This window comes from Roseivirga sp., from assembly GCF_965216855.1.
In the GTDB taxonomy this organism is placed as follows: Bacteria; Bacteroidota; Bacteroidia; order Cytophagales; family Cyclobacteriaceae; genus Roseivirga.
The window spans coordinates 2,008,229-2,022,197 of record NZ_OZ244204.1 but is presented as its reverse complement, the minus strand read 5'-3'; the positions used below and the strand labels follow the sequence as shown (position 1 = coordinate 2,022,197).

15 protein-coding genes are annotated in these 13,969 nt (G+C 44.9%); 5 read left to right on the top strand and 10 right to left on the bottom strand.

The window, feature by feature from the left end; translation table 11 throughout:
* Positions 1-2: 2 nt before the first annotated feature.
* Positions 3-1,280 carry a hypothetical protein gene (locus ACOOEY_RS09100; protein WP_420388359.1) on the bottom strand — a complete coding sequence of 426 codons (1,278 nt, stop codon included), beginning with the start codon at positions 1,278-1,280 and terminating at the stop codon, positions 3-5.
* A 230-nt stretch (positions 1,281-1,510) separates the two neighbouring features.
* Between ACOOEY_RS09100 and ACOOEY_RS09095 the strand changes: the two genes are divergently transcribed.
* Both ACOOEY_RS09095 and ACOOEY_RS09090 read left to right on the top strand, forming a co-directional pair.
* A complete protein-coding gene (locus ACOOEY_RS09095; RefSeq protein WP_420388358.1) occupies positions 1,511-2,005 on the top strand; it encodes a regulatory protein RecX in 495 nt (164 codons plus the stop codon).
* A gap of 56 nt (positions 2,006-2,061) precedes the next feature.
* Positions 2,062-4,119, top strand: coding sequence for a glycoside hydrolase family 97 protein (locus ACOOEY_RS09090; RefSeq protein WP_420388357.1), 2,058 nt, complete (start codon positions 2,062-2,064; stop codon positions 4,117-4,119).
* Here ACOOEY_RS09090 and ACOOEY_RS09085 read toward each other — a convergent pair.
* Positions 4,116-5,306, bottom strand: coding sequence for a DUF4105 domain-containing protein (locus tag ACOOEY_RS09085; protein WP_420388356.1), 1,191 nt, complete (start codon positions 5,304-5,306; stop codon positions 4,116-4,118). The genes ACOOEY_RS09090 and ACOOEY_RS09085 overlap by 4 nt on opposite strands.
* 86 nt (positions 5,307-5,392) lie before the next feature.
* Here ACOOEY_RS09085 and ACOOEY_RS09080 point away from each other — a divergent pair, with 86 nt between their 5' ends.
* Positions 5,393-6,415, top strand: a complete 1,023-nt coding sequence (locus tag ACOOEY_RS09080; RefSeq protein WP_420388355.1) for an SPASM domain-containing protein — start codon at positions 5,393-5,395, stop codon at positions 6,413-6,415.
* Here ACOOEY_RS09080 and ACOOEY_RS09075 read toward each other — a convergent pair.
* The 6 genes from ACOOEY_RS09075 to ACOOEY_RS09050 form a co-directional block, all read right to left on the bottom strand.
* Positions 6,412-6,579 (bottom strand): FeoB-associated Cys-rich membrane protein, encoded by a 168-nt coding sequence (locus ACOOEY_RS09075; protein WP_420388354.1) that lies wholly within the window; start codon positions 6,577-6,579, stop codon positions 6,412-6,414. The genes ACOOEY_RS09080 and ACOOEY_RS09075 overlap by 4 nt on opposite strands.
* Positions 6,580-6,656: 77 nt before the next feature.
* The gene (locus tag ACOOEY_RS09070) at positions 6,657-7,451 is read right to left on the bottom strand and encodes an inositol monophosphatase family protein (protein WP_420388648.1); all 795 of its coding nucleotides are present in this window, start codon (positions 7,449-7,451) and stop codon (positions 6,657-6,659) included.
* A 55-nt stretch (positions 7,452-7,506) separates the two neighbouring features.
* On the bottom strand, positions 7,507-8,220 hold the full coding sequence (locus ACOOEY_RS09065) for an N-formylglutamate amidohydrolase (protein WP_420388353.1): 714 nt from the start codon (positions 8,218-8,220) through the stop codon (positions 7,507-7,509).
* Entirely contained in the window at positions 8,199-9,467 is a 1,269-nt protein-coding gene (locus ACOOEY_RS09060) for a carboxylate-amine ligase (protein ID WP_420388352.1), read from the bottom strand. The genes ACOOEY_RS09065 and ACOOEY_RS09060 overlap by 22 nt, the downstream gene beginning before the upstream one ends.
* The gene (locus tag ACOOEY_RS09055; RefSeq protein ID WP_420388351.1) at positions 9,464-10,915 is read right to left on the bottom strand and encodes a RimK family protein; all 1,452 of its coding nucleotides are present in this window, start codon (positions 10,913-10,915) and stop codon (positions 9,464-9,466) included. Before ACOOEY_RS09055 ends, ACOOEY_RS09060 begins: the two co-directional genes overlap by 4 nt.
* Positions 10,912-11,631: a peptidase-C39 like family protein gene (locus ACOOEY_RS09050; RefSeq protein WP_420388350.1), complete on the bottom strand. Its 720-nt coding sequence runs from the start codon at positions 11,629-11,631 to the stop codon at positions 10,912-10,914. Before ACOOEY_RS09050 ends, ACOOEY_RS09055 begins: the two co-directional genes overlap by 4 nt.
* Before the next feature lie 49 nt (positions 11,632-11,680).
* Between ACOOEY_RS09050 and ACOOEY_RS09045 the strand changes: the two genes are divergently transcribed.
* Both ACOOEY_RS09045 and ACOOEY_RS09040 read left to right on the top strand, forming a co-directional pair.
* On the top strand, positions 11,681-12,271 hold the full coding sequence (locus ACOOEY_RS09045) for an RNA polymerase sigma factor (protein WP_420388349.1): 591 nt from the start codon (positions 11,681-11,683) through the stop codon (positions 12,269-12,271).
* 6 nt (positions 12,272-12,277) lie between these two features.
* Positions 12,278-13,063: a hypothetical protein gene (locus ACOOEY_RS09040; RefSeq protein WP_420388348.1), complete on the top strand. Its 786-nt coding sequence runs from the start codon at positions 12,278-12,280 to the stop codon at positions 13,061-13,063.
* On the opposite strand, the gene rsmI is transcribed toward ACOOEY_RS09040, so the two are convergent.
* Positions 13,060-13,737 (bottom strand): 16S rRNA (cytidine(1402)-2'-O)-methyltransferase, encoded by a 678-nt coding sequence (rsmI, locus tag ACOOEY_RS09035; RefSeq protein ID WP_420388347.1) that lies wholly within the window; start codon positions 13,735-13,737, stop codon positions 13,060-13,062. The two genes, ACOOEY_RS09040 and rsmI, sit on opposite strands and share 4 nt — an antisense overlap.
* Positions 13,737-13,967 carry a 4a-hydroxytetrahydrobiopterin dehydratase gene (locus ACOOEY_RS09030; protein ID WP_420388346.1) on the bottom strand — a complete coding sequence of 77 codons (231 nt, stop codon included), beginning with the start codon at positions 13,965-13,967 and terminating at the stop codon, positions 13,737-13,739. Before ACOOEY_RS09030 ends, rsmI begins: the two co-directional genes overlap by 1 nt.
* Positions 13,968-13,969 lie beyond the last annotated feature (2 nt).

Sequence of the window (13,969 nt, the reverse complement as noted above, 5' to 3'; positions counted from 1 at the left end):
TATCATTTACAGTATGTCAACCAGGTTGATCGTACGCTTTTACATGATTTTGTACTAGGGACAATATGGACATAACCTTCACCAGAGGTACTTGCCAAGGCCGTAATGTTGGAATTAAAAATAGACAAAAATTGATTGGAGAAGGTTAATTTCCCGGGGTTTGATTCCTGCCTATTCAACCAAATTTCCACTTGAATTGTTGATAGCCTCCAGGCTTCTTTAAAAATTTCTGAAGCTTTATATTCATTGTTAACCAAGTTTGCCGAAGTACCAAAAGTTACACACCAGGCTCCCCAAAAGGCTTCAACAAACTCCCCTGTTTCAGTATGGACGGCAGGCACATGAACTCTTCTAACTTCACCCGTAAAGCTCGTTTCGGAATCGTCAGTTGGAATTTTGTCAAAAGCAATAATCTTATTGCAGATATTTGAAGAGAAAGGAGTGGGATCAATAATCGGAATCTCACCATCACCTAAATCACAATCATCTTCGCCAGCTACTTCAGTATGAGAAAGGTATGAATACTCATAGCAGTCCTTCTCCATGGTGTAGTAGTAATTGGTGCTCGAATATTCTCCGTCTACATAGGTGTCGTAATAGTTCTTGACCAGATAATAATCACAGCGTGTTACAGTAACCCAGCTACCTCCACCCCCTGTAGGTCCTCCTGTCGAAGGTCCACCACCCCCGCCACCAGAGGAGCCATCATCGAAACCTATATTCTCTTCGGGGCAATCCTTGTCAGGAGTGATGGACCTGACATGGTCTGGTAAACTGGCCTGGTACTCGGTACCACTATCAGGTCCCTTTACTGGTATAATGCTCATTTCACCATCAAACCCTTCCATAGAACCTGTTGCCAGATACTGCTGCAAGAATTCGTCTGTCATGGTATACCTGACAATAAATGGCTTGTAGGCATTGTTTTCGGAATCCAGTCGCATCACCAGGTTATAGAATTCCCCTGGTCTGGTTGCATTGGAATGAAGATAAAAAGTGTAGGTGGCTGTACCGGATGAGTCGATACTTTCCAGTATTTTTTCCCAATCAATGGTAAATTCCGGCTCTCCGGTTGCTGAAGCCATACTGAACCTTTCGGTACCATTGGCCAGACCAAGCCTGTCGAATAGTTTGGAAGTTACATGAGGAATGTCTTCTGGCTGGACAGCTCTTCTGCTATTTTCTAGCGCTACTTCGGAAGACTCGTACGGGTCAGCACATGAAAAAACGGCTGCCAGGATTGCGAAAATCAAAACTGATTTCAGTCTGGTGATTAGCATAACACAAAAGTTTAGTTGTGGTTAATGCTAGTATCAGAAAGTGCGTTTTGATTTTACAGAGTCAAATCTAAATTTTGATTTGATTTAATACAATTAATCATTGAATTTATTCATTTAACAAATTGCTCTTATCACTCTGAGCTCATTGATTTGGCCGACATTGGAAAAGGAGTAAGAGGTTTTTGCAGAGCCTCTTAGTTTAGATAAGCCTATTACTTAATTTCAGCCTCATGTTCGATCGCGATCAGCCCAAGCCGAAAAGGACTTACGACAGAAAAACTGCCAAGCTCAAGGCGGCAGACTATTGTGCCTACCAGGAAAGGTCTCAGCAACAGGTGCGCGATAAACTTTATGATTATGGCTTACATCAGGATGATGTAGAGGAGGTACTCACTGAACTGATCATGGAGGGTTTCATTAATGAAGAGCGTTTTGCCAAGGCTTTTATTGGAGGGAAATTCCGAATGAAGAAGTGGGGCAAACAAAAGATACTTCAAAGTCTGAGGCCACATCGGCTTTCGGAGTATTGTATTAGAAAGGGCATGGAAGAAATCGATCCGGATGATTATTGGAACGCCCTCAGAGAACACGCCCAAAGGAAATATGCCCGGCTCGAAGGAAATTCAGCCTATGTTATCAAGGGCAAACTGACTCAGCACTTATACAATAAGGGTTTTGAAGCGGATCTCATCAGAGATGTAGTTGATGAAATCGTTAAGGATTGATCCTGCAAGTTGCAACAATTCACCTTCTTCTTAAATTGTACAACAAATTCAACCTTATGAAAAAGCTTGCTTTTCTTCTGCTTCCCTTTGTTCTCTTTTCCTGTTCAGATCATTTCTCAACATCCCTGAAGTCGCCAAAGGGTGCCGTTCAGGTGAAGGTATTTGAGAACACTGATGGCCATTTGGCTTATAGCATGAATTTTAAAGGTCAACCGGTATTGCTGGAATCTACTTTGGGTATGGAGTTGCGGGATCATGGTTTTGTAGGCACTGATCTGAAATTAGTAGGTGTAGACAGTACCGGCAGTAAGAAAACCTGGAGGCCTCTTTGGGGAGAAGACGGGGTAATCATCGATGACTTCAGGTCCTATGTTTTCCATTTTCAGCGTCCCGCAGACCAGCTGTTGGTTGATGTACATTTTAAGCTCTATGAAGAAGGAATTGGTTTTCGATATGAGTTTCCTCAGCAGGAAGGCCTGAGCGAAGTGATTATAGATGACGAACGCAGTGAGTTTCAACTTACCGGAGACCATCAGACCTGGTGGATTCCTGCCGATTACGATAGCTATGAATACCTGTATCAGAGCCATAAGATCAGCGAAATAGACTCTTCATTGGTCGATGGCAGCCTGTTGGCGGCCACCACCATAATGGAAAAACATGCGGTCAATACACCGCTGACCATGAAGAGTGAGGATGGTTTGTATATCAGTATTCATGAGGCTAACCTAACCGATTATGCAGGAATGACCCTCCGAATTGAGGAGGATAAAAGAACTTTGACCAGCTCATTGGTACCCTCTAAACTGAATGGCTGGAAGGCTAAAGTACAGGCTCCTTTTCATACTCCCTGGAGAACCATTCAGGTAGGAGAGAAAGCCGGTGACCTGGTCGAATCCAAGCTGATCGTCAACCTGAATGAGCCGAATCAATTGGAGAACACTGACTGGATCAAGCCGGGCAAGTATATCGGGATCTGGTGGGAGATGCACCTGCAAACTTCGGCCTGGGACTATGCCAGTGGAAAGCATGGCGCCACTACTGCCAAGGCGAAAAAGTATATTGATTTTGCTGCCAGGAATGGTTTCGATGGGGTGTTGGTTGAAGGCTGGAATACAGGTTGGGAGCGCTGGATTGGTTTTCCAGATCGCGAAGGTGTTTTTGATTTCGTAACCCCTTATCCTGACTATGATATCCGTGAAGTAGTGGCTTATGGAAAGCAAAAAGGAGTGGAGATTATTATGCACCATGAAACTTCTGCCGCTCCGCGTACTTATGAGCAACAGTTAGATACAGCCTATGCCCTGATGAAAGACCTGGGGATTCATGCCGTGAAAACGGGTTATGTTGGCCCTATCATTCCTGAAGGTGAATATCACCATGGTCAATGGATGGTGAATCACTACAGAAAAGTATTGAAAAAGGCAGCTGAGTCTGAGGTGATGGTCTTTGCCCATGAGCCCATTAAGGCTACAGGAATCAGAAGAACTTACCCGAACATGATGGCCAGAGAAGGCCTGCGCGGATCAGAGTTTAACTCTCCCTGGGGCTATGGTAATCCACCGGAACACCTCACCATCGTACCCTTTACCCGTATGTTGGGTGGACCAATAGACTATACTCCGGGCATATTCAAACTCGATATGAATGAATATAAAGAAGGAGCTTATGTGCCTACCACACTGGCTTACCAGCTGGCAGAATATGTGGTAGTCTACAGCCCGGTTCAAATGGCATCTGACCTGATTGAGCATTATGAAGGTCAGGCAGCATTTCAGTTTATCAAAGATGTACCAACTGACTGGGATGGTTCAGTGGTGGTCGATGGAGAAATCGGAGAGTATATTGTAATGGCCCGGCTGGAAAAAGGAGGTCACGATTGGTATTTGGGAGGCCTTACCAATGAAAATGCTAGAGAGCTCACTATAGAACTTGACTTCTTACAGGCAGGAGTTACCTATGAAGCACAGATTTATCAGGACGCAGCGGATGCGGATTTCGAAACCAATCAGGCGGCTTATGAGATCACTCAAAAGACGGTAAAGTTGGGTGATGAACTGACTTTAAAAATGGCAAGAGGTGGAGGAGTAGCGATTCGCTTTAAGGCGCTTTAAAAAGCTCTCTTTCTTGTTCCTCCCAGACCTTTTTGCCAAAGGTAGACATAGCGGAAAGTCAGCATGATCATTAAAGGAATCATGGCGGTATTGTAGTTCTGTAATTGACCTATCCATACAAAAGTCATGGCGATCAGCAGAATAACAAGGAAGCGCACATAAACCATCAACCATTGCTTGGGCTCTTTCTTAATCATCAGGAAGGCTACAATCAGGTTAGGGGCAAATGCCCATAAGATATTCAGGTTGTTCACAGTGGTGGTATGATGGGTGGCTACCCAAAGAAGTAGTACAGCCAGGCCTACCAGCCCCGTGATCAGGAAAAGGACAAAGTCCAGCCAACGAGATCTTCTTTTCGATAAATAGTCCTTTACGGTAAGAATCATCACGATCAGGGCGATTACCGAAATCAATAAGGTAGGACTGAGAGTTTCCCGGTGAATTTCATAATACTCAGACTCAAACAGTTGATTGGTGGCTTTGATGGCCGGCACTTCTTGTCCGTTGCGACTGATGGTGGCATGTTCATAGGCAGAGAGCACATAGTCGGGCAAATACATGCGGTCTTCCACATCAGCTACTTTGTCGACCAGATTGCCCAAACCGATATCTATGCCCAGATCCATCCACGGATGGTTAAATGAGTTTTCGTCAACCAGGTCTCTGAGGGTGGCTTCTTCTTCCAGGTGTCCACCATGGAACTGAAGTCTGTCGCCCAGCACTGAGCGGGGAATATCGCGAAGCTTGGTGGCGCAGTTGTCAAAGAACTGATCGTAACGGTAGAATTTATTTTGGGGAAGAATATTGTTCTCCAGAAAATCGAATATACCCTGCTTTTCAGCCTGGTCTATATTCAATACCTGCTCGGTAATCCATCGGTTTTGACCACGATAGTTGTTGTAAAAACGGCTAAAGTCATAGGCGGCCACCATGTATTCGGCAGTACCTGCGGCAAAGCGGAGATAGAAATTCTTTTCTGTCGTATCAAAAATGCCGTAGTTATAGGCCTTGTCCATATTCAGGGCCGGATCTTTCACCCTAAGCGCACTGTGACCAAAGCAATCTACCAGACTTGGGCCGGGGCCAACGGTAATCAAGCTCACTTCTGCCTGATCAGAAAGTTGTGGAAATTGCGCTGAAAGACTAAGACAAGTAAAAAGGCTTAGCAACAGTAAGTTGAGCTTCATAGATTAAAACTATTTCTTTTCTCCATTAATGCATCAAATATACAACTCAATTTTGCTGAGTTTATTCCAGCCCCTAACTTGAAAGCATGAATGGTAATTGGCGAGACGGATTGAATTACGTTTCAGGGCTTAGTCCGCTAAGGCTTTGGAATATGGTGCAGCTGGTTTCCAGTTACTATGTATCGAAAGTTACCGGCAAGGCCCATCATTGGGGAATGCCCACCAGTATTGCGCTGGAGCCCACTACTTCCTGTAACCTGCGATGTCCCGAATGCCCCAGTGGTTTGCGGAACTTTACCCGACCCACGGGAATGCTGGAAGAGGAGGTTTATCAGCAGGTGATCGATGAATTGGCACCCAGGCTTACTTATCTCATCTTTTACTTTCAGGGTGAACCTTACCTGAATCCGCGCTTTCTCGATCAGGTGACTTATGCCAGCCAAAAGAAAATTTACACAGCCACTTCTACCAATGCCCACTATCTGAAAGATGATGTCGCCCGTAAAACGGTGGAGTCTGGTCTGGACAGACTAATCATCTCCATAGATGGTACCACTCAGGAGACTTACGAACAATACCGCATCGGAGGGAAGTTGGATAGGGTAATTGAAGGCACCAAAAACGTGGTGAAATGGAAGAGAGCGCTCAAATCCAGCACTCCGCATATCATCTTTCAATACCTGGTGGTGAAGCCAAATGAACACCAGTTAGAGGAGGTGAAGCAATTGGCTAAGGAGTTGGGTGTGGATGAGGTGGCTTTTAAAACAGCCCAGGTTTATGATTACGAAGATGGCTCCGAGCTAATCCCAAGCATAGAGAAGTATAGTCGCTATCGGCAATTGGCTAATGGTAAATGGGCCATTAAGAACAAGCTGGTGAATCATTGCTGGAAGATGTGGCATTCTTGCGTCATTACCTGGGATGGTAAAGTAGTGCCCTGCTGTTTTGACAAGGACGCTCACTATCAACTGGGAGAAATGAAAGATCAGTCTTTTCGAAAGGTATGGAGAAGCCAATCATACCAGCATTTCAGACAGCAATTGATACGTTCGAGGAGTGAGATTGAAATGTGTAAGAACTGTTCGGAAGGAACGAAGGTCTGGGCTTAGCCCTTAAGATGATCGGGCATTTTAAAACCCTTTTGACTGACAGAAGGAGAGCACTTTTCACAACCTGTAGCACAACTGTCTTTGGCTTTATACTGACGATAGAGCTTTCTACCCATAAAGAAAGAAGCTGCTAAAAAGAGTATGGTAATGATTAATTCCTGCATTGTCTAGTGAACTGCGTATGGGCTGACAAAGTTCGTGAAATGAGCTGAAAGTCAAAAGTTGTTCTTCAGATCACTCATTATTTCTTCCCCCAGTGTTTCTGAATGACCTTAAGCATTTGCGGCTGAGCAACGTTACCTGCTATAATTTCCCGGCCAAAGAGATAGTCGTTGCCTCCTTTGAAATCGGTAACTTTTCCACCCGCCTCCTGCACAATGAGGGCACCTGCTGCCACATCCCAGGCATTGAGATTATACTCAAAGAAACCTTCGAAACGACCACAGGCTGTATAGACAAGGTCTACAGCGGCACTGCCCATTCTTCTCAGGCCATGTGTATTTTGCATGAAGTCGTTGAGGATGGCGAGGTAACGGTTCATTTGCTCAAAATTGTAGTAGGGAAATCCGGTAGCCAATAATGATTTATCCAGCGTTTTCACGGAGGATACCTTAATGGGCATGTGATTCAGGTATGCACCTTCACCCTTGCTGGCATGAAAGCATTCATCACGATTTAGCTCATATACTACACCTAAAGCCAATTCTCCTCTTTTCATCAGTGCTACGGAAATGGCATAAACGGGCAGGCCATGCGTAAAATTGGTAGTGCCATCCAGCGGGTCGATGATCCAGTTATAGCTATCCGATTTTTTGCTCGAAGTTCCTTCTTCGGTAATGAATCCACTGCCTGGAAGAATTTCAGACAGTCCTTTAACCAGCAGTTTTTCAGCCTCTTTATCTACGTAGGAAACCAGGTCGTTTTTGCCCTTGTATTCGATTTTGGATTCATCGAATTTGAGTGACTCCTCGCGGATAAAGTCTCCGGTTTCTTTTACCAGAACAATGACGTCTTGTAGTAGTTTTTGCATGGCCAGGTGATTTGACACAAATATAGGTCATATTATGCGCCATGTCTAAGTTGAAACGACTTTAACAGACAGCAGCTTCTTCACTCATAATTGAGGCAATGGCTCCTTTCAGGGCTCTCTTCACTTCTTCCATTTCCGCTTTACCATGGTGTTTTTGGTTGACCTCTATTTCTATACCTGAATAATTCTGGGGTCTGAACTCACGTCTTAGGTAAGTAGTGAATCCGTCAGCGGTGCCCAGGTATGGATAGTTGTGTCTGGTAGTAAGCTGAGGGGCTAATGCGCTTAACTCATTGGCCATGGTGCCGGCTATTCGGGCTTCTGGTTCTCTTTTTTCATCATAGAGTACACCTATGTCGGCCTTCCGCACTTCTCCTTTAAGCACAGGTGTAAAGGTGTGAATGGAAATGTGAACTACCTGATCAGTTTTTCGGGCTCTGTCTTTAATCCACTCATAGACCTGTTGCCTGTAAGCAGTGTAGTATTTCTTGGTCATGAATTTTTTCACCACCGGATCCAATGACCTGCTGAACTCTGAATAGATTTCAGGGTTGAATTTAGACCTGTTACTGTCGACCAAAAGCCTGGTCACCATATTGACATAGAGGGTCAGTTTGAGTGAATCGGCCAGGTATTCGGCCAGAGGTCCTGCACCAATGTCGTAACCGCGATGGGTATCTAATATGGCCTCATTTCCCAGAAACAAATAGCGATAGTTGCCGGGTACATAGTTGCCGGCATGTTCGCAGGTGATTAAAAAGCTTCTTCCAGACATTCTCTTAACATTTGATTATTCTCCAGACAATCGCATAATTCCGAATAGACCAGTTTCAGGTTGTCATGATCCAGGTTGGCTTCCAGGGCATTCAGCACCCTGGTAGAAAGGCTCCCTTCATCGAAAAGGAGCTCTATTTCCTGCTGCCAGAACTTGAGGGCATGAGGGAATTTTCGGTCTATCTTTCTCTTGATATACTGCCAGATTTCAAGGGCAGTCATTTCATCTACAGCATTCAAACCGAAGGCATTGAGATAGGCTTCATGTTGAATCAGACTGTGTTCTCCATGCCTGATCACATGTTTGAAGATGGTGGCCAGCTCTTCGGTTTCAAATGCTTTTTGACTTTCGTGAGGAACCAGGTACTCATCGACTAAAAGCTTAAGCGCATGAATAATGAGTGAGGCAATGGCTAAATCGGCTTGTGGACATTCCTGAATGTCTAGAATACGGATTTCAATAGCGCCTCGATCGAAACGGGCAATAGCTCCTCGGGAGTTAAGCCAGATAGGTTCTAATATACCTTCTGGATCATGAGCCTGAATATCTTTCGCTATCCGGTCAAAGATTTCCTCCTGGTAGGCCTTTTCCGAAAAGACGGGTTCAGGGATTACCTGCCCCGTGAGCATGGGTACTGCCTTCTGATTCTTTCGATAGAAATCTAAACGCTTGTCCCAATAGCCTGTATCTTCCCCATCAAGGATAGCCGAGCTGGCTGAAAGAGCAGGCATAATAGGCAGGAGTAGCCTGATGGCAGCATGCAGTCGGGCGAACTCCTCATCACCATTGAAGGGGAGGTTGATGTGCATGCTTTGCAGGTTGCTCCAGCCATGACCTTTGCAGTTGAATATGCGGTCATAGGTAGCATATATCTCAGCATTGTCATGTGGCCAGCGAACGGTTTCGGTTTCAGGGTCCATCCAAGGGTGTGCGGCAGATGGCATCAGTTGAGCCTGAAAGTCGGAGAGTACCTGGTTCATCTGTTGAACTGCTTCGGCAAAATCGTTCGATAGTTGCTCTAAATCGGCCGTAGGCGTAGTACACTTGAGCTCCAGTACATGGAGGGCCAATTCGTTGGACCAGGTGATATTACCGAAACTGACTTCATTGGTAATTTCTCCTGCCAGTGATTTCAACACCTCATCGGCAATCGGTTTTACATTAAGCGTTTCGATATCAACTATCATGTATTCAAGCTCTATTCCGAAGGCCTGAAACAGGTTTAAGTGTGCTTTTTCGGTACTCATTGTTTTATTTTGACACGATCCATCAGCGTTTCCATAATGGTCTCGTAAAGTCTGTTCTTTAAAATTCTGTCTTCAATTCCGGCATCGAGGTTAGGGTTGTCGTTCACCTCAATGACATAGAATTTCTTGTTCACCTCTTTGATGTCTACACCATAGAGTCCGTTGCCAATGAGCTTGGTGGCTTTGATGGCAGTATTGATGAGTGCTTTGGACACTTCATGAACAGGGTAGGTTTCAGACTTGCCTTCCTGAGCCTTTCCACTTTTCTTCCATTCAATAATTTGCCAGTGATTTCGGGCCATGAAGTACTTACATACATATAGTGGTTGGCCATTGAATACGCCTACCCGCCAATCGAATGGGGTGGGCATAAACTCCTGAGCAATCAATAGTTCGGAGCTTTTGAAAAAGCCTTTCAGCAGTTCGTTCAGCTCTTCTTCATTCTGAACCTTCTTTACGCCTTTGGAAAAGGCACCATCAGGTTCTTTAAGAATGAATGGAAACCCGATTTTCTCAATAGCGCTGGAAGGGTTTTCCTTCGAGACAATGGCTGCTTTGGGCGTATTGATGCCGTGGCTTCTCATCAGCTCGTTGAGGTAAACCTTATTGGTGCAGCGCATAATGGAGACCGGATCATCAATCACCACCAGTCCTTCTGACTGTGCCTTCTTAGCCAGTCTGAAAGTATGGTTGTTTACATTGGTGGTCTCGCGGATAAAGAGGGCATCGAACTGAGTGATTTTGCCATAGTCGTTCTTGGTAATAATCTCTGTGTTAAACCCGACTTCTTCTGCTGCTTTGACAAACTTCTGCAGCGCCCTGCTGTTGCTGGGTGGGTTGGGGTCATCCGGGTTGACCAGAATAGCCAGGTCGAACCTCCTGCGCTGGTGGTTCTTCCTCACTACCTTTTTATTGCTCATAAACAGGCCGAGGTAATCGCTGAGCTTTTGTCGCTCTTCTCCTGTCAGGTCATAGATGTTCAATGGCCTCAGGTTTTCCAACACCCATTTGTCGCGTTTTACGAATACGGCTTTGAGTATGGGCGATTGAAACAGGTTGAATAGAAGCATTCCCAGACTTGAGTTGGTCAGCTCTTCGGTATATCCAAAATAGATTTTGAACTCATGTCTGGTTGAAGCACTGTTACCCAGACTTTTTTGAATGATGGTATCAAAGTCCTGCGCATCATCCTTGATCATGGATGGAAACCTGAAATCCTGAATAGTGGCAATTTCAGGTAGTACCTTATGACCTCGGGCTTCTGCCAATAGGGAGACATAATAGCCTACACTTTGGTATTGGTAAGACTTACAGAGGTTAATGACCTTAGTGTTCTTACCAAATTGGCCCGAAGCTTCCGACAGGTAGTCATGGGCAGAGATTACATCCACGTTGGGAATGTCCAGTTGCCACTTGTGTGGCTTTTCGATAACGATGAGTTTGTTCATTGTTTAGGTCTGATGATTAGCAGGTTGGCGTCATAAGTGACCATACCCAGCATAATAGAGTTAATCAGTCGGTGAATATCTACTTCGTAATGGTGGCCATTGGCCAGGGGATTATTCTTAAGCGGATCTGCAATAGAAACCCTGGTTTCATCCGATGAAATACCGTTGAGTACCACGAAGTGTCCTGTAGGCAGACCGCGCAGGTCGTCATATTCTATTTTGAAGTCGCCAGTTTCTCTCGGGCTCTGGTATAGATAGGTTGCACTCAGGCCGGTGAGTATGGGCTGATGCTGCATTAGAAATGACTTAAGCAAGGCAGGGGTCAGGTCTTCAAATTTGATCTGCCCTCCCAAACGCAGAAATTTCTGGTAGGCTGTTGAGGCGAACCTGATCTTTCGCTGAGGTTTATAATGGCACTGCAGTGCCAGCTTATTGTTCAGGTCTACTTCGGGCTCACTGAACCAGGAAGGGTCGAACAGTTGCAGGTTGTAAGTGTAAATAACGGCTTCGTATCCACGCTTAAGGGCATGGTTGCCCAGGTTGACTGCGAGGGTTCCTCCGGACTTCAATTGTTTGACCTGAGAGATGACCTCATTCAGTTGAATGTTGTCACCGAAATACTCGTAAACCGCCTGAAGGCTGGTAGGCCCGCAAGTAACATCATTGGGTTGCGGGAGCATATTAATATCTAAAACAGCCTTTTCAGAAAGCAGCATCTTCTTTATACATTAGTGACTCTTAGACGCGACAGCGGTACAAAGTCACATGAACACAGAAAAAAAAGTTAAGGGCAATCTCGACTCTCAATTGAGCGATGAAGAGCTGGTTCACTTTCTTCAGGAAGGTGGTCCACAACGTTATTTTTCTGTGCTGGCCGATCGTTACCATGACTATGTGCTAAAGAAGTGTAAGGGGTATGTAAAAGATGCTGACGAGGCAGCAGACCTGAGCCAGGAGGTATTCATTAAAGTGTTTATGCAGCTGAATACTTTCAGGTCTGAGGCCAAATTTAAGACCTGGCTTTATACCATCGTTTATCATACCTGTGTAGACTATTTGCGAAAGAAGAAGAGGAATACACATCAGGTTATTTCTGATAAGCTTTCATCTGAGCTGGAGGAGGTAATTGAAGCGGAGGAAGTAGATCAGGAATCTTTAATGCTTGCCCTGGAGCAGTTGCTGGAGCAAATCACACCTGAAGAAAAATTACTCTTATTGCTGAAGTATAAGGAAAAGCAGTCGCTCCAGACGATCGTCAATACATTGCATATTTCGGAAAGTGCCGCTAAAATGAGGTTGATGCGCGCAAAGGAGAAAATCAATAGGCTGTATGAGAAGCAGCTGAGATCGAATTAGATGCATATGACTATCTATTTAAGGGGAATAACCATTCTGTTGTTGCTTGGTATCGGAGAACCATTGCTGGCTCAGCTTGAGTCATTTAACAGGTATTTTATCTGGAATCCCGATTCCACAGCCATTTATGAATCTCCGGATTTGAATAGCAGTGAGGTAATCAGGCTGCCTTATGGCACCGAGGTGGTGCGACTTGATGTATTACCCGAGTCTGAGTTGACGATAATGATCGGAGAGCTGGATGGGACACCTGACAGGCCAGAAAGGCTGGGAGGTTATACCATACAGACATTTTGGGTTCAGGTGAAATATGGTGATTACAGAGGATATGCCTTGAATGCCGAAGTGATCAACTTTCCTCCTTCTAAGCTTAATGATTGGGCTTTCTTTCAGTTGGATCCTAAAGAGTTGGAAAGCTCTTTTGGTATGAAATCGAAGAGATACAAAACCACGAAAAGCATAAAGTGGAAAAATTGGGATGGCTATTATGAAGTGAAGGTTGATTCACTGGTTTTTGCCGATGGCAGCTATCATGTGACTGAGTATTTTGATGGTTGTTTTAACCGCACTTACTATTACTCGGGGAAGTCATTGGACCAGGTTTATTATCTCATGATCACCAATTACTATTCCAGAATCTTATTGCCTGATGGGTCTTCTTCAGCATCGTTTCCCCGACTTAAAGACATTGAACCGGGGAAGCTTTTGTTTCATCAAATAGAAGCCCATGAAGACCTCTTTCTTGACTTTTCGAAGGCAAAAATTACTTTTGGATCGATAGACTGTACCTAACCGGCACCTTGAATTACCACCACAAATTCACCCTTCACCCCATTGGTATCAAAGTGATGGATCAATTCGGAGAGGGTTCCTCTAACGGTTTCTTCAAACATTTTGGAAATTTCTCTTGAAACCGAAGCCTGACGGTCACCTAAAAATTCCTTCAGTTGCTCTAAAGATTTGATCAGCCGGTGTGGTGATTCATAGAGTATTATGGTGCGTTCTTCCTCTGCCAGTTTTTTCAACCGGGTTTGTCTTCCTTTTTTGTGGGGAAGGAATCCTTCGAACACAAACTTGTCTGATGGAAGTCCTGAATTGACCAGAGCAGGCACAAAAGCGGTAGCTCCTGGGAGACAGTTCACTTCCAGGTCCGCGGCCAAAGTTTCTCTCACCAAAAGAAATCCGGGATCTGAGATAGAAGGGGTGCCGGCATCTGAAATCAGTGCGAAGGTTTCTCCCGCCCGCATCCGCTCAACCAGTTTGGCTACTGCCTGATGCTCATTGAAGATATGATAGCTCTGCAATGGCTTACTGATCTGATGGTGCTTGAGTAATTTGCCCGAAGTTCGGGTGTCCTCAGCCAGAATTACATCAACTTCATTAAGCGTTTTAATAGCCCTGAGCGTGATGTCATCAAGGTTGCCAATGGGGGTGGGTACCAGATATAGATGAATTTTTTCGAGCATCAGGCCAGCTGGTCTATGATTTCAGCCAATTTACGATCTTTTTCGGTCACGGTATTCCCTGCATCATGGGTAGTAAGTTCGAAGCTTACCCGGTTCCATACATTCGACCAGTTGGGATGATGGTTCATCTTTTCTGCTTCAATGGCCACTTTGCACATAAAGCCGAAAGCTTCTGTAAAGTCTTTGAATTCAAAAGTTTTAGTCAGCTTGTTGTCTTCTTCTTTCCACATGG

Excerpts from the sequence above, each read along its gene's own strand:
- ACOOEY_RS09100 (WP_420388359.1), bottom strand. The coding sequence starts at position 1,280 with ATGCTAATCACCAGACTGAAATCAGTTTTGATTTTCGCAATCCTGGCA.
- ACOOEY_RS09095 (WP_420388358.1), top strand. The coding sequence starts at position 1,511 with ATGTTCGATCGCGATCAGCCCAAGCCGAAAAGGACTTACGACAGAAAA.
- ACOOEY_RS09090 (WP_420388357.1), top strand. The coding sequence starts at position 2,062 with ATGAAAAAGCTTGCTTTTCTTCTGCTTCCCTTTGTTCTCTTTTCCTGT.
- ACOOEY_RS09085 (WP_420388356.1), bottom strand. The coding sequence starts at position 5,306 with ATGAAGCTCAACTTACTGTTGCTAAGCCTTTTTACTTGTCTTAGTCTT.
- ACOOEY_RS09080 (WP_420388355.1), top strand. The coding sequence starts at position 5,393 with ATGAATGGTAATTGGCGAGACGGATTGAATTACGTTTCAGGGCTTAGT.
- ACOOEY_RS09075 (WP_420388354.1), bottom strand. The coding sequence starts at position 6,579 with ATGCAGGAATTAATCATTACCATACTCTTTTTAGCAGCTTCTTTCTTT.
- ACOOEY_RS09065 (WP_420388353.1), bottom strand. The coding sequence starts at position 8,220 with ATGTCTGGAAGAAGCTTTTTAATCACCTGCGAACATGCCGGCAACTAT.
- ACOOEY_RS09060 (WP_420388352.1), bottom strand. The coding sequence starts at position 9,467 with ATGAGTACCGAAAAAGCACACTTAAACCTGTTTCAGGCCTTCGGAATA.
- ACOOEY_RS09055 (WP_420388351.1), bottom strand. The coding sequence starts at position 10,915 with ATGAACAAACTCATCGTTATCGAAAAGCCACACAAGTGGCAACTGGAC.
- ACOOEY_RS09050 (WP_420388350.1), bottom strand. The coding sequence starts at position 11,631 with ATGCTGCTTTCTGAAAAGGCTGTTTTAGATATTAATATGCTCCCGCAA.
- ACOOEY_RS09045 (WP_420388349.1), top strand. The coding sequence starts at position 11,681 with ATGAACACAGAAAAAAAAGTTAAGGGCAATCTCGACTCTCAATTGAGC.
- ACOOEY_RS09040 (WP_420388348.1), top strand. The coding sequence starts at position 12,278 with ATGACTATCTATTTAAGGGGAATAACCATTCTGTTGTTGCTTGGTATC.
- rsmI (WP_420388347.1), bottom strand. The coding sequence starts at position 13,737 with ATGCTCGAAAAAATTCATCTATATCTGGTACCCACCCCCATTGGCAAC.
- ACOOEY_RS09030 (WP_420388346.1), bottom strand. The coding sequence starts at position 13,967 with ATGTGGAAAGAAGAAGACAACAAGCTGACTAAAACTTTTGAATTCAAA.